This is a genomic window from Roseivirga sp. (assembly GCF_034669765.1).
In the GTDB taxonomy this organism is placed as follows: domain Bacteria; phylum Bacteroidota; class Bacteroidia; order Cytophagales; family Cyclobacteriaceae; genus Roseivirga.
This window is the reverse complement of the sequence record NZ_JAXMOQ010000007.1, coordinates 193,094-214,844: the sequence shown is the minus strand read 5'-3', so window position 1 is coordinate 214,844 and position 21,751 is coordinate 193,094. Positions and strand designations below refer to the sequence as shown.

Annotated in this window: 16 protein-coding genes; 11 read left to right on the top strand and 5 right to left on the bottom strand. The window is 41.7% G+C overall.

All coding sequences use genetic code 11. The features are described 5' to 3' along the window. Positions 1-21 precede the first annotated feature (21 nt). The 3 genes from VOI17_RS15020 to VOI17_RS15010 all read right to left on the bottom strand — a co-directional run bounded on the left by VOI17_RS15020 (position 22) and on the right by VOI17_RS15010 (position 5,100). Complete coding sequence (locus VOI17_RS15020) at positions 22-3,270, bottom strand: YCF48-related protein (RefSeq protein ID WP_323758044.1); 3,249 nt, start codon at positions 3,268-3,270, stop codon at positions 22-24. Positions 3,271-3,382: 112 nt separating this feature from the next. Further along, the gene (locus VOI17_RS15015) at positions 3,383-4,579 is read right to left on the bottom strand and encodes a cytochrome-c peroxidase (protein ID WP_323758043.1); all 1,197 of its coding nucleotides are present in this window, start codon (positions 4,577-4,579) and stop codon (positions 3,383-3,385) included. Positions 4,580-4,857: 278 nt separating this feature from the next. Next, positions 4,858-5,100, bottom strand: a complete 243-nt coding sequence (locus tag VOI17_RS15010; RefSeq protein WP_062588506.1) for a type B 50S ribosomal protein L31 — start codon at positions 5,098-5,100, stop codon at positions 4,858-4,860. A gap of 161 nt (positions 5,101-5,261) precedes the next feature. On the opposite strand from VOI17_RS15010, the gene VOI17_RS15005 reads away from it, so the two are divergent. From VOI17_RS15005 to VOI17_RS14980, 6 genes are all read left to right on the top strand, one after another. Continuing rightward, the gene (locus VOI17_RS15005) at positions 5,262-6,926 is read left to right on the top strand and encodes a hypothetical protein (RefSeq protein ID WP_323758042.1); all 1,665 of its coding nucleotides are present in this window, start codon (positions 5,262-5,264) and stop codon (positions 6,924-6,926) included. 49 nt (positions 6,927-6,975) lie between these two features. Further along, on the top strand, positions 6,976-8,805 hold the full coding sequence (locus tag VOI17_RS15000) for an ABC transporter ATP-binding protein (RefSeq protein WP_323758041.1): 1,830 nt from the start codon (positions 6,976-6,978) through the stop codon (positions 8,803-8,805). A gap of 65 nt (positions 8,806-8,870) precedes the next feature. Continuing rightward, a complete protein-coding gene (lpcA, locus tag VOI17_RS14995) occupies positions 8,871-9,458 on the top strand; it encodes a D-sedoheptulose 7-phosphate isomerase (protein WP_323758040.1) in 588 nt (195 codons plus the stop codon). Beyond that, the gene (locus VOI17_RS14990; RefSeq protein ID WP_323758039.1) at positions 9,448-10,983 is read left to right on the top strand and encodes a YifB family Mg chelatase-like AAA ATPase; all 1,536 of its coding nucleotides are present in this window, start codon (positions 9,448-9,450) and stop codon (positions 10,981-10,983) included. Before lpcA ends, VOI17_RS14990 begins: the two co-directional genes overlap by 11 nt. After that, positions 10,971-11,471, top strand: coding sequence for a hypothetical protein (locus VOI17_RS14985; RefSeq protein WP_323758038.1), 501 nt, complete (start codon positions 10,971-10,973; stop codon positions 11,469-11,471). Before VOI17_RS14990 ends, VOI17_RS14985 begins: the two co-directional genes overlap by 13 nt. A 1,179-nt stretch (positions 11,472-12,650) precedes the next feature. After that, positions 12,651-14,066 (top strand): HAMP domain-containing sensor histidine kinase, encoded by a 1,416-nt coding sequence (locus VOI17_RS14980; RefSeq protein ID WP_323758037.1) that lies wholly within the window; start codon positions 12,651-12,653, stop codon positions 14,064-14,066. Positions 14,067-14,460: 394 nt separating this feature from the next. On the opposite strand, the gene VOI17_RS14975 is transcribed toward VOI17_RS14980, so the two are convergent. After that, a complete protein-coding gene (locus tag VOI17_RS14975; RefSeq protein ID WP_323758036.1) occupies positions 14,461-17,139 on the bottom strand; it encodes an ABC transporter permease in 2,679 nt (892 codons plus the stop codon). Further along, a complete protein-coding gene (locus VOI17_RS14970; protein ID WP_323758035.1) occupies positions 17,136-17,465 on the bottom strand; it encodes a PadR family transcriptional regulator in 330 nt (109 codons plus the stop codon). Before VOI17_RS14970 ends, VOI17_RS14975 begins: the two co-directional genes overlap by 4 nt. A 711-nt stretch (positions 17,466-18,176) precedes the next feature. Here VOI17_RS14970 and VOI17_RS14965 point away from each other — a divergent pair. The 5 genes from VOI17_RS14965 (at position 18,177) to VOI17_RS14945 (ending at position 21,745) form a co-directional block, all read left to right on the top strand. Next, positions 18,177-18,572: a hypothetical protein gene (locus VOI17_RS14965; RefSeq protein ID WP_323758034.1), complete on the top strand. Its 396-nt coding sequence runs from the start codon at positions 18,177-18,179 to the stop codon at positions 18,570-18,572. After that, complete coding sequence (locus tag VOI17_RS14960) at positions 18,547-19,122, top strand: sigma-70 family RNA polymerase sigma factor (protein WP_323758033.1); 576 nt, start codon at positions 18,547-18,549, stop codon at positions 19,120-19,122. The genes VOI17_RS14965 and VOI17_RS14960 overlap by 26 nt, the downstream gene beginning before the upstream one ends. 37 nt (positions 19,123-19,159) lie before the next feature. Further along, entirely contained in the window at positions 19,160-19,372 is a 213-nt protein-coding gene (locus VOI17_RS14955; protein WP_068412610.1) for a hypothetical protein, read from the top strand. 140 nt (positions 19,373-19,512) lie between these two features. Then, complete coding sequence (locus VOI17_RS14950; protein ID WP_323758032.1) at positions 19,513-19,929, top strand: hypothetical protein; 417 nt, start codon at positions 19,513-19,515, stop codon at positions 19,927-19,929. A gap of 328 nt (positions 19,930-20,257) precedes the next feature. Next, positions 20,258-21,745: a bifunctional metallophosphatase/5'-nucleotidase gene (locus VOI17_RS14945; protein WP_323758031.1), complete on the top strand. Its 1,488-nt coding sequence runs from the start codon at positions 20,258-20,260 to the stop codon at positions 21,743-21,745. The last annotated feature ends 6 nt before the right edge of the window (positions 21,746-21,751 follow it).

The following is a 21,751-nucleotide window of genomic DNA, read 5'->3' as shown; positions in this document are numbered from 1 at the left end:
CATGTCAGGGCTTTTTTGTTGTTAAAAATCTCCAATTAATACTTTTATGGAGTAAGCGCCTCTTTTGGGAGATGATATATGTAATACATATACACCACTCACCAAGTTGGGGCTGTTCACTTCCACTTCATTTCCAGAAAAGTTCTTAACAGACCAGTGCGACTTGCCATCTCCATCAATTAGGTTCAATTGATGTTTATCATTAAACGGATTAGGGAATTTGACTTTAAATATTCCTTTTGATGGGTTCGGGTAAATGAGTACCAGTTCATTTTTCAATGGCCCATCATCCAAAATAGAGGTAGCCGCCACTGGCTCCGAAACTACAGCGCAGCCAGCGCCTGAAGTTACACGAACAGTATAATTACCGTCATCCGACACCTGCAATGTACGGTTCGTTTCTCCGGCCAATTCAGCGCCATCTTTAAACCATTGATAAGACGCTCCATCGGGTGCGGTAAGCGTACTTCCTTCCACAGTTATTTGTGTACCTGGTAATTCGTTCACAACAAATTCAAAAGGCTTTGATGTACTCGAACAAACACTATTACTAATCACTTTCACAGTATACTGACCCGAATCACTGGCCTCGTAAGTTTGAGAATCAGCACCAGCAATAGCCTCTTCATTTAGAAACCACTGATATTGATCAAAGCCAGCGCCAGCATCCAATAAAGTTAACCCTTCACCACAAACAGAACTATTTGTACCAGAAATCACAAAATCATTATTACACGATTTATACTCTCCTTTTCCAGACAATTCAATAACAAAATCTCCCAAACTGGTTTGAACGGTTAACGCACCAGCATAGTCGTTTTCATCCAAGGGATTAAAATCTACTGAAATTTCATTAGTCTGTCCTACTGCGATTTGACTTGGAGGATTGGAAACTGAAAACACATTATTATCGGTACTAAATCCGGTTATGATCAAGGGTGCATTTCCGTAGTTGGTCATGTTAAATTTTGCAATTCCCGACTCAGCAACTTTCACTGTGTCAAAATCTAACTTTTCTATAAGTGGGCGCATAAGCGCTTCATTAGTTAACTGCATGCTGAAAACTCCTCGCCCTTCAGATGCTGAATAAACAAATTTACCATCACTAGAAAATTCGATATCTCTCAATATTCTAGTCTCAAGTCCTGTATTGGTTAGGTTCCAGGAGGTACCTCCATCCAAGGAAAGATAAACTCCTGACCACCAATCTGCAGCCATAATAATATTGGCATCTAAGGGATGAACCGCCAATGCTCCAAACAAACTATTTACTTCATCAATCGCCACCGTCATTGGTGGGCTAAGGACTTGCGACCAGGTACCTCCACCATCAACCGTTTTCCAAAGCCCATAAAACCTTGTTCCAACATAGATTATGTTCGAGTCTTGTTTTGATATGTCCAAGCTATATAAATTCCTCTCAGGTAGATTATTTGTAATCTCGAGCCAATTACTGCCACCATCTGAAGACTTGAATATCCCCCCTGAACGCAAGGTTATAAACACCTTGTTTTCATCATTTGGGTCAACTCGAATTTGCGTCACATTGAGTTTTCCTCCTAAGCCATTATTAATCACCTCCCAAGTGCCTGACTTACCTCCTTCAGTAGACTTGACCATTCCATAACTACTCTGAAAATCACCTTGAAATCCATCGTAGCCAGCGCCTCCAGATACAATTGTGGAGTTACTCTCAGAAACTGCGGGTCCAGAATCTATCCCCTGATAAGCGAAGCCGGCATAAACCACACTGGGTTTTGAAGGAGCGAAAACTATTTTTCTTGCTCCATTTCGATCTTCCACATCGAGTGGGTCAACTGAAGATGGATGACGATAGACCACTTCCCAACTTTGTCCTCTATCCTTAGACTCAATTATTATGGCTTGGTGTTCATCAGAAACAAACAAATGCGTATCATCAGACGGGTCAATCACAATATCATACCATTCAGGAAAATCAGCCGTTCCGAATTGAACTCCCTTCCATAAGGCACCACCGTCAGAAGAAATGAATGGGCCACTTCTTCCTATGGAAGCCACTACGCTGTGATCTTGATGGCTAACACTGACACTGTGCATCTGAGCTCCCGTGTAACCATTGCTTAAAGAGGTCCATGTAACGCCTGCATCTATACTTTTAAAAACACCTCCACCATAATTATTAATAAAGAGCGTGTTAGGGTCATCAGCGTCTACCGTCATTTCAATCGGGACTCCAGCGATTATACCAACTGGCCCCCACGAGCGGCCAGCCTCGGTTTGCTGATTCCATGTTTCTCCCGAATCATCACTCTTCATAATTACAGCTTCGTTGGCTGCATAGACAATGGTTGGATTTGAGGCGCTAAATTGAATGGCAGTGAATTTTCCAAGTGGCTGTCCGTCACTATCATTAAGCAGTTTAGCCTCCCAAGTACTACCTCCGTCAATGGTTTTATAAATACCTCCATTTTCCCCTTTGAGGAGTTCGGCATTATTACCCGTTCCTACTATGATCTTATTTAGGTCTGAAGGGTCTGCGTGCATTCCACCCACAAATAGGCTCGACATTCCCTGATTGGAATTTGTCCAAGTCGCACCATTGTCGTTACTTATTACAATGCCATCACCAGTAGTATTGAAGGCTTCGCGATCAAAAATACCGGTAGCCAGAACCAGTCTGGTTGGGTTTACATTTGACGGAACCGCCTCCAGCCATCTGGCCAAGCTATTCCCTTCCCATGCTTTTGTCCAATTTGCACCTCCATCTATACTCTTATACAGAATACCTTTTACTTTAGAGAATTCGTCCCCTTGCACAGCAACATCGTACTCGCAACTCATGAAAACGGTTTTAATGTCATCAATTTTTACGATCGTGAAATTTCTTATGGTCAAGCCTTCATCTTCGGTAATACCATTTACCTTGGACACATAGGTTTCTCCTGTATCTGTCGATTTATAGACACCTCGGCCGCCTTGTGTACCCACCCATATTTCGTTAGGGTCGAAGGGGTCAATTGTTAACGAAAAAACGGGGATTGCATCACCTGTCTGGCCTGTTCGCATATCAATCCCATTGTTTGATGAGACCCAAGAAGCGCCTCCGTCTACAGATTTATTTACGCCACTGAAAACGTCTGTCACGAACATTACATTTTTGTTCACAGGGTGGGTTCGAACATTATAGCCAAGACCACCAATTGGGCCACCTGTTTTTTGCCAAGGATTTTGGGCGTTTAGTAAAGTGGAAAACAGTAAGCTGATCAATAGATAGCTAACAAGTCGCATATCGAAAAAATTGTGATTAAAGAATCAATAAACATAACAATAAACAATTGCACAGACAACCCTAAGTCTACTTGGGGGTTCTTTGTGCAGTTGAATCGGACACGAGAAAATGCTATTTTGAAGGAACATATGGAGGCGTATATCCTACAATGCTCGCATCGTAAAGCGATTTCTTAAGAAATAATGTGATTAACCCAACCTCGCTCGAAGTAAGGTTCAGCGGTTTAAACAATGGGGACAACTGATCTAAATGGATCTCCTTACTCTGAGGTTCGCCCGTATTTATATAATGGATTACTTCATCAATAGATGTAAAAGTAGCCCCATGCCCAAAAAAGGCCGCATCTGCCAAGTTATAGAGTTGAGGGGTTTTAAACTTGTACATATCTTCGGGCCTTCTAGTAAAACCACCCCTTCCAAGTCTTTCATTTTTGAAGCCATTGGTTCTGTATGTTCCAATGCCTTTGAGTTCCCCCATTCCTAAAGCATGGAAGTCGACATTGCCTAATGCAGGGTTCGAATGACAACTAACACAGCCCGCTTTACCAAAAAACAGTATTGCTCCCTTTTTTTCATTTCTACTCATCGCCTTACGTTCTCCATCTAGCCATTTTTGAAAAGGAGCTTGATTAGTAAGAAGCGTTCTTTCATACGCTGCTATGGCAAGTGCAGCGGCAAAATCAGTGTGGCGTTCTTCTTCCTCTAAATCGGGAAAGGCCTCAGCAAACAATTCTATGTATTCAGGATAATCTGAAAAAAAATCTTCACCCAAACCCAATCGATGGACTTCAAAAGCTGCAATAGCCTGTGATTCCAGGCCATCAAAACCTAGCTGATTTACAGCTGCTGGAACACTATTTTTCCACTCATTTTCTGTTCCAATATTAGACCCCTTTGCCCCAAACTGACCATCCCAAAATACGGTTTCACTAAAAGCTGAATTAAGAACAGTAGGGGATTTACGCATTTGTACGTCTATCTCCCTTTCTCTGTAGTCAGGGTTTTTCACTCGATCCTCCCCTCGTTTTCCAAAACCTATACCACCATCGCCAATGGATTGGCGAGTTGCCACTTGAAAAGCAGCTCCAGCATTGTGGCAGGTTGCACAGGTATATGATCTATACGAAAGCCCCTCTATCAAAGGCTTACTTCCTAAAGCTGTATCATGAAATAACAGCCTACCCAAATCAACCTTCGCAATTGTTAAAGGATTTTTGGGATCTTGTGGAACGGCATCTAAGTTAGAAGGGGAAGGAAGCTTAAAGTATAATGCTCCATTGATGCCCCCAAGTTCATCCAGCTTATTCATCAATCTTTGATCAATCCCGTGACTATAATCAGGAGCGATAAAGAGCTGCCGCAACAGCGTGACCACAAAAATCAATATTGATAAAAAAAATAGCTTGGATTTCACATTGTCAAAATGACCAAAAAGCCTCAGGGATCAAAAAAATAAAGCTCTAAATAATAGATTTAACCTACTATTTGGATTTTATCAGTCAACCTATTTCAGGACGATACAGACAACGATACAACAAAAAAAGCCCCGATAAATCGGGGCTTTTTTCGTATAAGCTAATTTGATGATTACTTCTTGTAACGTCTGTTGAACTTCTCAACACGACCAGCAGTATCAACAAATAATTTCTTACCAGTGTAGAAAGGATGTGAAGCAGAAGAAACTTCCACTTTAATCAATGGATAAGTGTTTCCATCTTCCCACTCAATGGTTTCTCCTGAAGTCATTGTAGACTTCGTCATAAATTTGAACTCGCTCGAAGTATCATAAAATACTACTGGCTTATATTCAGGGTGGATTTCTTTTTTCATAACGCTGTTCTTAGTACTTCCCTCAAAAAGGACTGCAAATGTAGTGAGCCACAGTCTATTTCACAAATATAATTACTTTATTATTGATGTTTTTAAGCTTTCGCTAAAATTAACCCCTCAGTACCGTAGCAGTGCTTATCTTGCGTCAGCGATATACGCCTATGAAAAAGCTATTTTTACTGCTCTGCATTACATTCTGTTCAATTTCAGCCTTTGCTCAAAGCAGCCTAATTCCTTACAATCGAGATTATTACCATATCATCGATCGTTTTGTGGCTCAATTCCCAGAACAAGCAAAAGAGTTTCAAACTACTTATAAACCCGTCAGCAGAGAAAACCTGGCCGCCTTCTTAAATTCCATCAAAGAGGAATACTCAAGTTTTTCAGAACAAGATAAATTCAATTTTGAATTCTTGATGAACGACAACTGGGAGTTCACCAATTCAGAATACATTGAAAACGATAAAAGCTGGTGGAATGTCTTTTATGAGAAGAAGTCCGACTTGCTTTATTACCAAGGAGCAAACTCTACCATACACATCAATCCGGTTTTTGATTTTACTGGTGGAAAAGACTCTGAAACGGACGCCACTCTGTACACCAATACCCGTGGTGCAGAAATTCACGGTTCCATTGATAAAAAAATTGGCTTCTACACTTTTGTAAGTACCACTGAAATGCGTTTGCCTGAATATGTCAACAGATATATCACTGGGCCTCAAAAGGCATTCCCAAACGAGGGCTTTTGGAAAAAATACGGTGACACTGGCTGGGACGTTCTTCATGCCCGAGGTTACTTCAATTTTGGGCTCACCAAGAGCGTTAAAGTGCAGGCTGGTTATGACAAAAATTTTATAGGCAACGGGCATCGTTCCATGATTCTTTCCGATTTCTCTAGTCCATACCTGTTTCTAAAAATAGATGCTCACGTTGGTCCTTTTCAGTATACCACCATGTTTTCTGAACTTACCGAAGACATTGCTTTTGCTGGAAGTGGCGTACCTGGCGATGGTGACTACCCAAAGAAATTCTGGGCTTTCCACCGTTTAGGATTAAACATTACTCCGAAATTTAGTATAGGCTTCTTTGAGTCGATAATGAGTGAGAAAGCAACCCTAGCTTACTTCAACCCTATTATCTTTTACAGGGCTGTGGAATTGCAGGAAGGTAGCCCCGACAACGTTTTACTCGGACTAGATTTTAATTGGAAAGTGAAAAAAGGAATCTCCGTGTACGGCCAAGCACTCTTAGATGAGTTTGTAATTGGTGATTTGCGCGCTGGTGATGGAAGTTGGAGAAACCGATTCGGGATTCAGTTGGGTGCAAAAAGCATTGATGCCCTCGGAATCTCAAACCTCGACCTTCAAGCCGAAGTGAACCTAGCACGTCCGTATTTATACCAAAGCGAATTCAAAAACAGCTATTCAAATTACAGAAACCCATTGGCACACCCGCTGGGAGCCAATTTTCAAGAATTAGTTTTGGTTGGCCGATATCAGCCCTTAGAAAGACTTTCGCTTGTAGGCAAAATCATTTATTCTGATTTGGGTGAAGACCTTGGTGATGGTGTTAACTATGGTGGTAATGTTTTGGCCGATACGGATGACCGTGTCTCGACTTCGGGCAACAGTATTGGGCAAGGCGCAAATGCTAAAAACTTGTACATCGAATTAAGAGGTTCTTACATGCTTATGCACAATGTGTTTTTCGATTTAGGTTTATTGAAAAGAAACTTTAACAGCGAATTGGCAGCGCGAGACTTAAACAGCTCAACCATTAGCGCTTCGCTTCGTTGGAATTTGGCCAAGCGCCAACACGAGTTTTGAAATCGGGCTTTCCCCATTATTTATATTTAACTTTGGCCGAAATTGAATTATGAAGACTTTTCGGAGAATTCTGGCATTTGCCAAACCTTACCATAACCACTTCCCGCAGTACTTTCTGTTTGCCACGCTGGCCATTATATTCAGCTTAATGAATTTGGCTTTGCTTGAGCCTTTGTTCAGCATCATATTTGAAAATACAAAGGAAGGACTTGACCCTGTAGCAGCTGTTGGCGAAAAGATTGGTTTTCTGGAGCAAGTGAAAGGCCTTCTCTATGAAAAGTTGACTTACCTCCGAGATACGCAAGGGAAATCAAGCAGTCTGATTTATGTTAGTGTGATCATCGCCATTTCGGCTTTGCTCTCCAACCTCTTCACTTACCTTTCCAATGTCACCATGGGGATTGTAAGGGCCAATGTGGTGCAAAAAATTCGAACCAAAGTATTTAAAAACACCACTAACCTCCACTTGAACTTCTTCTCTGGAGAAAGAAAAGGCGACATCATGTCGCGCATGACCAACGACATTCAGGAAATTGAAGTCACCTTAGTCAGTTCCATTAAAGTGCTTTTTAGAGAGCCTGCTACTATCATTATTTACGTGGCTTTCCTTTTAGCCACTTCGCTTCAGCTCACACTATTCGTTTTGGTTTTCTTCCCTATAATGGGCATCCTGATTTCATGGATAGTAAAGAGACTGAAGAAAAAGGCAGTCTTAAGTCAGGAGTCACTTGGGCGCATTGTCAACCTCATGGACGAAGTTTTTTCGGGCATGCGTATTATCAAAGGTTTTAATGCCAAGGATTATGTAGACGATCTGTTCGAAAAGGAAACGATGACTTACCGAAAGATCAACATTTCCATGGCACGCAAGAATGAGCTGGCCTCACCCGTTTCGCAGTTTTTGGGTATCGTGGTAGTGGCTTCGCTTTTGGTCTATGGAGGAACACTCGTTTTGGAAGACAAAGGCGGACTACAAGCAGGTGAGCTATTGGCTTATATTGCCGTGTTCAGTCAGATCATTAATCCCGCAAAAAGCATCTCTCAATCACTGAGTAATATTCAGCGTGGAATTGTTTCGGCCGATCGTATTTTCAAATTGATTGATGAACAACCGAAAATTGAAAACGCACCGAATGCCACTGTTCTAAAAGGTTTCAATGATAAAATTGAGTTCCGAAATGTGAGTTTTGCTTACGACAAAGAAACGGTGTTAAAGAACATCAACTTTACGGTTGAAAAAGGAAAGACGGTGGCTTTGGTAGGTTCTTCCGGAGGTGGAAAGTCTACCATGGCCGATTTGATTCCACGCTACTTCGACCCCACTGCTGGTGAAATATTAATTGACGGCCATGCGCTTACCAGCGTAACCGCGGAGTCCTTACGAGCGCTTATGGGCATCGTCACGCAAGAGTCTATTCTATTTAACGATACGGTATTTAAGAACATCGCTTTTGGCATGCCCAATGCCAAGCTGGAGGATGTAATGCAAGCGGCTAAAATCGCCAATGCCTACGACTTCATCATGGAACTGGAAAATGGTTTCGAAACCAACATAGGTGAACGAGGCGGAAAGCTTTCAGGCGGTCAGCGCCAACGATTGAGCATTGCCCGTGCGGTAATGAAAAACCCACCCGTATTGATTCTGGACGAAGCCACTTCGGCACTAGATTCTGAATCTGAAAAACTGGTGCAGGAAGCTTTGGCCAACCTGATGAAAAACCGAACTTCCATTGTGATTGCGCACAGACTCAGCACCATTCAGCATGCCGATGAAATTTTGGTGATGCAAAAAGGTGAGATCGTAGAGCGTGGTAATCATCAAACCTTATTGCAACAAAACGGAGTGTACAACAAGCTCATCAGCATGCAATCCATTTAGATTTATTTCAGATTCAATTGATTTATTTCTTATAATTCACTTTATTCGATTAAAACCCCTTCAACATGGACAATCATAGTCTGATTAAGCAAGAACTACAGGAAGCTGCCAAAGTGTTAGAAAACTTTCTGGAGAACGAACAAAACATTGAAGCCATAGAAAAGGCCGCGCAAGTCTTTGTAGATACCATAAATAATGACGGTAAAATCTTCAGTTGCGGCAACGGTGGTTCGCATTGCGATGCCATGCATTTTGCCGAAGAGTTGACAGGCCGTTACCGCGAAAACCGCAGGGCATTGCCTGCCATTGCCATTTCAGATCCCAGTCACATCAGCTGTGTTTCAAACGATTTCGGTTACGAATCTATTTTCTCGCGCTATATCGAAGGTTTGGGTCGTGAAGGCGATGCCATTTTAGCCATCAGCACCAGCGGAAATTCGAAGAACATTCTTCGCGCAGCAACAGTAGCCAAGCAGCGCAAAATGAAAGTAATTGCCCTTACTGGGAAAAACGGGGGTGAATTGGCAGAACTGGCCGATGTAGAAATCCGTGTGCCACACATGGGCTATGCCGATCGCGTTCAGGAGATTCACATTAAAGTTATTCACATACTCATTCAACTAATAGAAAAAGGAACCATAGATGTTGAGTAAAGGCTACGGGGCGGCTGTTCATGGCGTTGACGCAAGAGTTATCACCATTGAAGTGAACATTGTGCAGGGCATTAAGTTCTGGCTCAGTGGTTTGCCCGATAGCGCTGTAAAAGAAAGTGAGCACCGCATAGAATCTGCCCTCAAGCATTTTGATTACCGCATGCCACGCCAAAAAGTGGTGGTAAATATGGCGCCAGCCGATATTAAAAAGGAAGGTTCTGCCTATGATTTGCCCATCGCCTTGGGTGTGCTGAACGCTTCTAACCAAATCAATGCTCCAGAGCTTGAGAAGTACATCATTATGGGTGAAATGGCCTTGGATGGAAATCTTCGTCCGATCAAGGGCGTGTTGCCCATTGCCATTGAGGCCAGAAACAATGGCTTTAAAGGTTTTATCCTTCCTACCGAAAATGCGAATGAAGCGGCCATTGTCAACGACCTCGATGTAATTGGCGTAGGCAACCTGATTGAGGCCATCGAATTTCTGGAAGGAAAGCGACACATTGAGCCTTTAGAATACGATACCCGCGACAAGTTCTTTACGCACTTGAATGATTATGAAGCTGATTTTTCAAATGTTCAAGGACAAGAAAACATCAAACGTGCTTTAGAAATTGCTGCAGCTGGTGGCCATAATGTGATTATGATTGGCCCTCCTGGTGCAGGAAAAACCATGTTGGCGAAAAGGCTTCCTTCCATTCTTCCTCCATTGAGTTTGTATGAAGCGCTGGAAACTACCAAAATTCATTCGGTAGCAGGTAAACTGACTATCAATGGCGACTTGGTTACCAAAAGACCCTTCCGTTCACCGCACCACACCGTAAGCGATGTGGCCTTGGTCGGTGGAGGTGGGAATCCGCAACCCGGAGAAATTTCATTGGCGCACAATGGGGTACTTTTTCTGGATGAATTACCAGAATTTAAACGCACCGTTCTAGAAGTAATGCGTCAGCCTTTGGAAGAACGCAAGGTGACGATCTCACGCGCCAAGGTTTCGGTAGATTTCCCTTCCAATTTTATGCTGATTGCCAGCATGAACCCATGTCCTTGCGGTTATTACAATCACCCAGAAAAAGACTGCGTTTGCGGTTCGGGACAAGTGCAACGCTACCTCAATAAAATCAGTGGCCCATTGCTGGATCGCATTGACTTACATGTAGAAGTAACGCCAGTTTCCTTCGACCAAATGACAGAAAACCGAAAGGCCGAAGACAGTGCTGCCATTCGCGAAAGAGTAATCAAAGCCCGCGCTATTCAAACTGCCCGACTCAAAGACCACGGCCTACATTCCAATGCCATGATGCCTTCGCAAATGGTAAAAGACATTTGCCAGATAAACGATGCCGGAAGAGTGCTTTTAAAAACCGCCATGGAACGTTTGGGACTTTCTGCCCGTGCCTATGATAGAATCCTAAAAGTAAGCCGCACCATTGCCGATTTAGCCGATAGCGATGAAATCAAAATTGAGCATTTGGCCGAAGCCATTCAATACCGCAGCTTGGATAGAGACGGATGGGCGGGCTAGGTCAGTTTTTCAAATACCTTAAGTTTCGAAAAGAGTATTTCTTTGATGGCAAGCCGGAAGAGCTTAGAGATATCATTTCAGCTTATCAACAGAATTCTCGAAATGGCTTTAACTGCACAAGGATAAATAGGAATACTTATCTTGTTAGTTCAAAAGTTTCGCTTGGAGTAGGCATGACTGAGAGTTGGTATAGCAATCCAATCAAAGCAAAACTAGTTATTGAAGACCAAAAATTTAGAACAAAGATAATTGCTACTACAGGTACTAGAGTTGAGCATTTGTTCATTCTTTTAGTAGGTTTAGTTATTTGCGGTGGGCTTCTTTTCTCAGATGAGCCTTGGTATATGGTCTTCTTTGGTTTGGGGCTATCCATAATGGCTCATTTATGGTTTCATCTTATTTACCGAATGCAAGAAAAAGCTTTAATCGCCCGATCAGTTGAGAGTTTTTCTTTGTGTATTAAAGAAACTGGTGGTTTAGAGAATTAGACTCTGTTATGACACCCCTGTCGCAGGTTCTCCGATTTATCTACCATTAGGTAGACCCTGTGACCCAATATGGGCGCTAGGACTCCGACCGTTTTTATTCAATAAGACCCCAATTACTTCTCCAGTAATTTGAGGGGTGCTGAAACACTTCGAAGCTTCGGATCAGCATGACTCTTTGAACAGTCGATGCCCAGCACCGTCACTGCGAGGCACGAAGCAGTCTTATATCGAGCTAAGCCTACTATTACAGTCACCTCGTAGAGGTCTTTTCACGTTTCACAAGACAAAACACCCTCCTTCTGTGTTACTGGAAAGGATGCTTACAGCATGACCTAACTATGTCCTCACTGTCGCAGGTTCTCCGAACCTGTGACTCATTATGAACGCTAGGACTCTGTCCGTTTTAATTCATTAAAACCCCAATTCATTCTCCAGTGAGGGGTGCTGAAACATTCCGAAGCTTCGTAGCTGCATGACTGTTTGAATGGTCAATGCCTAGCACCGTCACTGCGAGGCACGAAGCTTCGGGGCTTACAGCATGACTTAGCTTGTTAGCTTCATCGCTTACAGCCCACTAAAAGGTAAATGGCCCAAGGTGATTTTGACTTTTAGGACGATAATAGAGTAAGTCTTAAGATTGATATACATGGTCTGACCTTCGGTGCCGACCATAGAATAGCTCCTTGCGTAATCGGTCGGTACCGAAGGTCAGACCGTACCCCAAAAGAAAATTGTGATTGCTTCGCGTAGTCATTTGTTCATAGATAAGTTCAGTCGATTGGCTTTACCGAGTGATTAGTTTAAGTTGGGTTGAACCCAAAACACTTATCATCACTCGGTGCAACCGAGCGATGGTGCTCCGATTTAACCTTTGCGAAACCCCGCGTTCTTTGTGGTTAAGAAGCATCCGAGCGGTGTGACGGATCGAACAGGCAATGCAAAAATAGAAGCAAATAAAATAGTGGCAATTGAAGAATATAATAGCACGAATAAGTGAGACTATTTTGAGCCATAAAATATTGGAAAGCCAAAAAAGAACAACCAACACGCTAAAACAAAGCCCATCAACAAGCACCTAAAGTGAACCGATTTAGGCTTCTCTAACAAATATTAAAAAACAGATTATTGGACGGGTTTTTTTTTGATCTTTATCACACTCAACTGGATAACTAAAAAAATTTGGAATTCGACTACCCTTCGATATTGTTTTTTTTAGCGCTGAACAATCTATTCATTATTGTATTGTTCATCTATCAATATTTCTACCATCATAAACAGTGGTATCTATTATTAGTCGTACTCGGAATTGCATTTCAAACGATTACCATCATTCTGTTCGGCAATAGAGACATTTTACCTGAACTGCTTACATCGAGAATAAACAATTTCCTTTTGATTTCGAGTTTCGCGCTCACATCCTTTGGCCTTCTTTCTTTTGATGGTAAACTCCGAAAAAACCTCTTGTGGGTTTTCACGGTGTCTGTTTTACTATTTTATTTCTCCATTTTGGTGGTTGAAGAAAACAACACAACTATTAATGTTGTTCGTATAGTTTCCACTGCATTTTTTTATGGAATTGGTGCCTTTTATCTTTTTAGCCATCAGCATAAATACAGGTTTTCTATACTGATCAGTGGCGTCCTTTCAATCTATTCCGTATTTCAGCTTTTTCGTGCTTTTAAGATATACCAAATGGGTGAGGCCTATAATTTCACGAAGGTTTCTACCATTGATAATTGGTTTTTTGCGGTTTCTGTCTTCGTAATTAGTGCTTCCAGCATAGGCTTTATAATGCTTTTAAAAGAAGTAGATCAAAAAACGATACTTAGTAAAAACAAAATAATTCAAGAGGATAAGCTGAAGCTTCAAGAGCTAAACCTCACGCAGAATAAGTTATTTTCAATTATTGCACACGATTTAAGAGGCCCATTTAGTAACATATTAATCCTCTCTAAACTACTGTCAGATAGCGCAAACAATACCGACAGTTCAGAATCTAAAAAGTACATCGGTTTAATAAATTCGACAGCCGAAAACACCCTCAATTTGCTTGAGAACTTATTAAACTGGTCAAAATCACAAACCAGAGAACTCAATGTCAACCCAGAAAAAGTTGTGCTATCAAAAGTGATCCGTGAGATAATAGCGCTTAAAACGTCATTGGCAACCACTAAGAATATTTCTTTGCATTACTCCCCAGCAAATGAAATCGAATTATATACTGATGAAAATATCTTGCGAACCGTTTTACGCAATCTAATTTCGAATGCAATAAAATTCACAAACATTGGAGGACGTATAAATGTATTTGCGACTACAAATCATAACCAAGTTGAAATTTCAGTTGCCGATAATGGAGTGGGTATGAGTGAAGAAAGGATTCATGAAATTTTCGAATTATCTACTAATACGACATCGCGAGGCACAGCCAATGAAGCTGGTTCCGGTTTAGGTTTAGTGCTTTGCAAAGAGTTTGTAGATAAACTTGACGGGCAGCTTTGGGTTGAAAGTGAGCAAGGAAAGGGAAGTAATTTCAAATTTAAGTTTCCTATAAATATTTCAACAGCCCACATTGCAGGCGTTCCTTCTATGTAACGTCACTGCGAGGTACGAAGCAGTCTCAATCCAGTCGCTTGGCTTTGCCGAGTGACTTGTAGTAAATTGACTTCAATCCAAAACACTTATCATCACTCGGTGCAACATAGCGATGGTGCTTTGATTTATACTTTGTGAAACTCAGCACTCTTTGCGGTTTTAAAAGGACAGTCCACTATTACAGTCATCTCGTAGATTCCGAAGCCTCGGAATTTCACATTTCACAAGACAAAACACCCTCCAACTGTGCTACTGAATACCCTGAAGCTTCGGGGCTTACAGCATGACTTAGCTTGTTAGCGATTACCCAAAAACTAGCTTTAATAGAATAGCTAACGGACTACATTCTGCAACATTTGCGAAACTCAGCACTCTTTGCGGTTAATAACAGAAATCATTCCTGCTTTAAAGCTTTAATCGGACTACTCATAGCAGCTTTTGTGCTTTGAAAACTCACGGTGAGGATAGAGATAACCACAGCCATAAAAGCCGTAAGCAAATACACCCACCAAGGAACTTCAATCCGATAAGAGAAATCCTGCAGCCAGCGGTTCATAAAGTAACCTGCTAATGGCAATGAAACTATAGTGGCCAAGCCCACCAATTTTAGGAAATCAATAGACAGTTTGTAAGTAATTTGACCTATGCTGGCGCCTAACACTTTTCTGATACTGATTTCCTTAGCTCTTTTTTCGGCATTAAATGCAGCCAAACCAAACAGGCCAAGGCATGCTATAAAAATGGAAAGCGAAGTGAAAATCACAAAGATTTTGCCCAAACGCTGTTCAGCATCATAAGTATTATTGAAGGAATCGTCCATAAAATAATAATTGAAGGGCTGACCTGGTGCAAACTTCTCCCAAACGGTTTCCAATTCCGAAATGCCTTTTGAAAAATCTCCAGCATTCAGCTTGACCAACATTTTCTTAGGCTTTCCACCAAGTGTGAGGCTGAGGGCATCAATGCTATTTCTCAGGGTTTCGAAGTGAAAATTTTTGACCACTCCGATTACGGTGAAGTAACGCATGTTCTCCTTGTCCTCTCTATGAAAATCATTCGTAAAGCGCATTCCTATGGCTTCTTCGGGAGACAAACCAAGTAGTACAGCGGTGGATTCGTTCAAAATCATGGCGCTAGAATCCGTGGCAAATTTTCTGTTGAAATCACGACCGGCAACCAACTCCAGCCCCAAGGTGGAGAGGTAGTCGTAATCAATATCCCAACTGCCAATGATCAAGGCATTTTCGCTACCGAGCGATTTATCAGGAAAAAGAGTGGTGGCACCTCTTGACGAAGGAGTTGGTAAATAACTGCTCAGCGAAGCGTTTTCTACCTGAGCTATTGTCTTCAATTGGTTTTTAAAAGCTTCGATTTGTTTACCTGTGGCATCTACATCATCAATGATCAACACCTGATCTTTTTGATAACCTAGGTCTTTATTTTGAATGAAATTGAGTTGCTGAAAAACTACAAAAGTACCCAACATCAGAAACAGAGAAATGGCAAACTGAACAACCACAAGGCTGTTAATCACCGTTCTACCCCCATTTCCGTTGACGTCTCCGCCTTTCATTCCCTTGATAGGCGCAAATTTCGACATGAGAAAAGCGGGGTAACTTCCCGAACCAAAGCCCAAAACAAGCGAAACCCCCAAGAGTGCCAACCAAAACAACGGATTCCCAAAAGGAATTGAAATGGCTTTTCCGGCCAATTGATTAAAGTAAGGTAAACTGAGTGCCGCAATGGCGATGGCCAATACCAGCGCCACAAATGCTACTAAAGTAGATTCTGTTAGAAACTGTTTGATCAAGCCTGACCTACTGCTGCCTAAAGTTTTGCGCACCCCTACTTCTTTTGCTCTTTTCAGAGACCGCGCGGTAGACAGATTCATAAAGTTGACACAAGCCAGAAGGATTAAGAAAAGACCAACCGCAGCAAGGATATATACATTCTGGATATCGCTATTGGTGCTTAACTCATCTTCGATATTGGGTGAATGCAGGTGAATATCAGTTAGCGCAATGGACGTGAACCGCATGAAATCACCAGAGGATTTTTCCATTTCTCTCGCACTCTCAACAGTGAGTCCTGGCATAAATGTCATGGCCCAAGGAATTAAGTAACGATCTTTCACCGTACTCAAATAGGCTTGCAGACTTTCTTGAGTTACGTTAGTGCGAAGTTTTACAAAAGTGGGAAAGCTCCAGGTATTCCAAGCCAAGCTTTTCGCATCATCAAAACTGGAAAGTGAAATAAAGACCTGATGATTTCTTAAGAATGAATTTTTGGGTAAATCGTCCATCACGCCAGTGACCACATAGACCTCGTCATTATTCAGCACCATGCTTTGGCCTAGTGCTTCATCTAAATCAAAATGCTTGAGGGCAGCGGTTTTGGTGAGTACAATAGCGTTTGGCTTCTCCAACGCGTTTTTAGCATTTCCATAGAGCAGTTTCAAACCAAACATTTCAAAAAAAGTAGAGTCTGCACCGGCAACGTAATCTTCTTTTACATTTTGTTCGACATCTACTGCTTTCAATAAAATGCTGTTGCTCACCCTTAATCGAGTGATCATTTCTGCCTGCGGAAAATCGCTTTGCATTACATTGGCCAAAGGGCTAGAAACCGCTGCAAAGTGATTGGTTTCGCCAGCCGTTCGGTTGTCGATATTGACCCGATAAATGCGGTCGGCATCGGCAAACATTTTGTTGAAGCTAAGCTCATCATGGAGAAACAAAGTAATAATTAAGGCACCCGCCATACCGATGGCAAGCCCCGATGTGTTGAGGAAAGTGAAGAAAGGTTGTCGAAGCGCATTGCGCCACGCTACCTTCAAGTTGTTTTTAAACATAGCTGTTGTTATTGAATAGTTGACCTTGTAAAATGCTTTCATAAACCCTGGCCTGAAAGAGCGCATTACCCCCCAAAAGAATTTTCTTCTGGCCTTTTTGGGTGATGTTTCAAAATGCTTCTCAAAGAGCTCAATTAGATCACCCTCGAATTCTTCGAGGTAATCTTCTCTGCAGAACCAGCGCAGAAACTTGATTGCTCTTTTTGGCGGTTGGGCTTTCATTGACCAAATGAAATTTTAGGAATCTGCTGATAAATCGAATTTCTGACTTCGTATTGCTGATCCAGCACCTTTTTCCCTATTGAAGTAATGCTATAATATTTTTTTCTGCGGCCTCCACGTTCGTGGGTGATGCCCCCATAACTAGACTCTACAAAACCCTTGTTTTCCATACGTTTGAGGGCCACATGCACGGCACTGACATTTACCTTCTTTCCCAATTTTTCTTCAAGGTTTTCAAGAATCAGTACACCATAAGCCTCTTTATTATTGGCAGCTACCAGCAGTAATACCAGTTCCTCAAATTCACCCAGCGAATGTTCTGACATAGTTCTTTGTTTACTTAACAAAAGTAAAAGTAATAATTAGTTTCATACTTGTTAAGTAAATAGGAAAGAATAATTGAAACGGGTAGAGTTATTACTTCTCAGGTAAATTGAGGGATGCTGAAATACCCGCGAAATTTCAGGGCAGCATAACGGTTCTAACAGGCTTAGCCCAGAACCGTCACTGCGAGGCACGAGGCAGTCTGAATCTAATTTCCCAGACACTATTACAGTCATCTCGTAGAGATCTTTTCACATTTCACAAGACAAAACACCCCCCTTCTGTGTTTCTGAATACCCCGAAGCTTCGGGGCTTACAGCATGACTTAATTTGTTAGCTTCATCGCTTACTACCCACTAAAAAGGTAAATGCCCCGAGGGTAAATCTGACTTTTAGAACCAATAGAGTAAGTCTTAAGATTGATATACATGGTCTGACCTTCGGTACCGACCATAGAATAGCCCCTGTGTAATCGGTCGGTACCGAAGGTCAGACCGTACCCCAAATAAGATTGTGATTGCTTCGCGTAGTGATTTGTTCATAGATGAGTTAAGTCGAGTGACTTGTAACCAGTTGACTTCAAGCCAAAACGCTAATCAACACTCGGTGCAACCGAGCTACTGTACCCCAATTCTCAAAAAAAATCTCGCCATTTAAAATATTTCTCTCTCTCATTTGTCTACCTATACAAGAGAACATAATTAACGATCGAAATGAGAAAGAAGGAATTTATATATAAGTACAAATACATTTTTTTCCCTGTATTTGGAGCAGCAGCGTTATTTCTGTTTGGCTCGGTAATCATGCTATTATGGAATTGGTTAATGCCCGACCTTTTTGGTCTCACCACCATTACTTTCTGGCAAGCCTTAGGACTGTTCATCCTTTCGAGAATCCTCTTTTCAGGAATGGGAGGCAAAGGCAAGCATTCACATCGTAAAAAGTGTAGAACTCATTCAGGCCGTGAAGAATGGATGAATATGAATCCTGAGGAACGCAAAGAGTGGTTCAAAAAGAGAAAATTCGCTCAATGGATGGAGCATAAAAATGATTGTTTTTCCGATTCGGACACAAAAGAAAACGATGGTCCTGACCGTGAGCAAAACTGAGCATAGGCAAAATGTAGAACGGCAGATTAAGGAACATCAGCCTAGGATCCGCTCTTTTATCAAGAACAGGGTTCCGATCAATGAGGATGCTGAAGACATTGCTCAAGATGTGTTTTTCCAGTTCGTTAAAACCATGGACACCACGCACAATCCCATTGAAAATATCTCTGGCTGGCTGTTTCGTGTTGCCCGAAATCTGATTGTCAATAAAAGCATGAAAAAGAAGGAGGAAAGCCTTCCTATGGAATCTGATACTGATGATTCGGGAGATATTTTTGCTACGCTGTTTCCACAAACAGATGAAGCAGACAGCCCAGTGAATGTTTTTATCAGGTCATTGATGTGGGAAGAGCTGGAACTTGCGCTTACCGATTTGCCAATTGAACAACGCGAAATTTTTGAATTGACAGAATTGGAAGGCCTCCCTGTGAAAGAAATTGCAGCGGCTACGGGAGTAGCCACCAACACTTTACTCTCTCGAAAACATTACGCTGTAAAGTTTCTTCGCAAGCGACTCAAATCGACTTATGAAGAATTGATTAACCAATGAATTGCCACATCACTCCAAAACTAGAATAACAATTACCATGGTTCATGTCTTTAAAACTTCCGTAGTCAGTAAAAAGCAAGTCCAGGCTGTGGGCTCATTTTTGAATATCTTATTACCAAGCGAAGAGTGGAACTTTGACCTAGAAGACTGCGATAAAATCCTACGTGTTGAAACCGAAGAAGTCGCCCCCGAAACCGTCATTACTATATTGACCAGCCAAGGTTTTTATTGTGATGAATTGGCTGGATAACGACTCCTCAAACATTATGCTGAAAGAATTCTTCTGGGGATTCAGTAATGGGTAAAACGTATTATTTTGTAACTTTTGATCTATTTGCTTGTGTAAATCAGGTGTGCCGCTTCATTCAATTCAATCAAAAACCTAGAGTTATGAAAACGAAATCAATTATAGCTTCATTCATTGTCTTAGTTTTCTTTTCTTCTTGTGACAGACCCGATTGTCAAAACACAAATTCTATTTTTGACTTAAATGGACTAGAAACCACTGTGTATAAGCAGGAATTGGTAAAGGAAATGGATAGAGTTGGAAAGGAAAACTTAACCTATTGGCTATCTGATTATACCGAACAAAATGGGCAAGAATTTATTACTGTAAATATTCAAGGTGATGGGCTTTGTGCCAAAGGCTTACTTCAAGTTAATGATTGGACGAATATTGAAGGAATTAAAAAAACCAAAGGCGTATCGTACATTGGAACTGAACTCAGAGGATTGATATTTGATATTTTTACCTCTGGCGAGTCCATTGATTTTATTTATAAAAGCACAGAAAGCATAGTAGATTAAAATAGCCATTGTCGTAGTGACTGATTGTGAATGCTATGACTGGCTCCCTTGTCTTCTCAAGTTGACTTTTAGGGCGGTAATAGAGTAAGTTTTAAGGTTGATATACATGGTCTGACCTTCGGTGCCGACCATAGAATAACCACCTGTGTAATCGGTCGGTACCGAAGGTCAGACCGCACCCCAAAAGAAGATTGTGATTGCTTCGCGTAGTCATTTGCTCATAGATAAGTTCAGTCACTCAGCGCAATTGCGGTTAAATGCCCATTAAAGTCTACCGGTTTAAACTTCATTTTTGCTAACTTTATTGCAAGTTCAAAACCGCTTTTTCATGAAACGAATACCGCTTTTTCTCCTCTCCCTTCTCTTCGTTTTTTCAACGGCTTGTTCGCCTAAAAAATCTTCTAACACCGTAAACTTCATTGTTCTACAGATGAACGATGTCTATGAAATTGCTCCATTAGAAGGCGGTAAAGTGGGTGGAATGGCTCGTGTAGCCACAGTGAGAAAAAATCTATTGAAGGAAAACCCGAATGTTTTTACCATCCTTTCAGGAGACTTTGTAAGTCCTTCGCTTATTGGCACTCTCACTTATGAAGGTGAAAAGATTGCAGGCAAGCACATGGTAGAAGTGATGAATGCCGTGGGTGTAGACATTGTAGTGCCCGGTAATCATGAATTCGACCTCAAGGAAAATGAAATTCAGGCCAGAATTGATGAATCTGAATTTGAATGGACGACTACAAATGTACTTCATGCGGTAGATGGCAAAAACACTGCATGGACACAAAAGGGAAGGGCTTTTCCCGATCATATTATGAAGTCTGTAGATGGCGTTGATGTTGCTTTTTTCGGCTCAACATTGCCCTTCAACAACGCTCCCTACTTGGCTTATACGGACAAATATGAGTCGGTGAAAGCGGTGTATAACAAGGTGAAGGAAGAAGCTGAAGTATTCATAGGTGTCACACACCTCAAGAAAGTGGAGGACGATTCTTTGGCCACTTATTTTGTACCCGAATTGGACTTGCTTCTTGGCGGCCACGATCACGCCCATATGAAATATACGTATGGAAATACACTAATGACTAAGGCCGATGCCAACGCAAAAACCGTCTATGTCCATAGGCTGAGTTATAATAAAACCACGGGCAAAACCAGTATTGCCTCCGAGCTAATTCCTATTGATGATAGTGTAGTAGAAGACGCAGATGTAAAAGCCTTAGTAGACAAATGGGTAAACATTTCGAATGAGAGCATGGCCACCATGGGGTATACGCCCAATGAAATCGTGATGACGACCACGGACACCCTCGATGGACGCGAAAGCAGTATTCGTTATCGCCCCACAAATTATCCAATGATGACGGCTGAGGCCTTTCTTTTTGCCGTGCCTAATGCCGATTTGGCTATTTTTAATTCAGGTTCCATTCGTCTAGATGACGAACTAACTGGTACCATTACCGAGTATGATATCCTTCGTTCTTTTCCTTTTGGCGGTGGCATTTCCATAATAGATATAAAAGGCGATGTAGTACAACGTATTTTAGAAACCGGCACCGTAACCAACGTAGGCATTGGGGGTTATTTGCAATTGGCCAATGCCGAAAAGAAGTCCGATGGCTGGTATATCAACGGTGCTAAACTCTCGACTTCCAAATTCTATAAAATGTTGCTCCCAGATTTTGTACTCAGCGGTGGTGAAGCCAACCTTGAGTTCATCAAAGATTATCAAAATCAGGCCATTGCCTCTTCAGACTTTAATGGTATCAAAAATGATGTCCGGGATATTGTGATGGCTTATTTTAGGGAGTTTTAGAGGGTA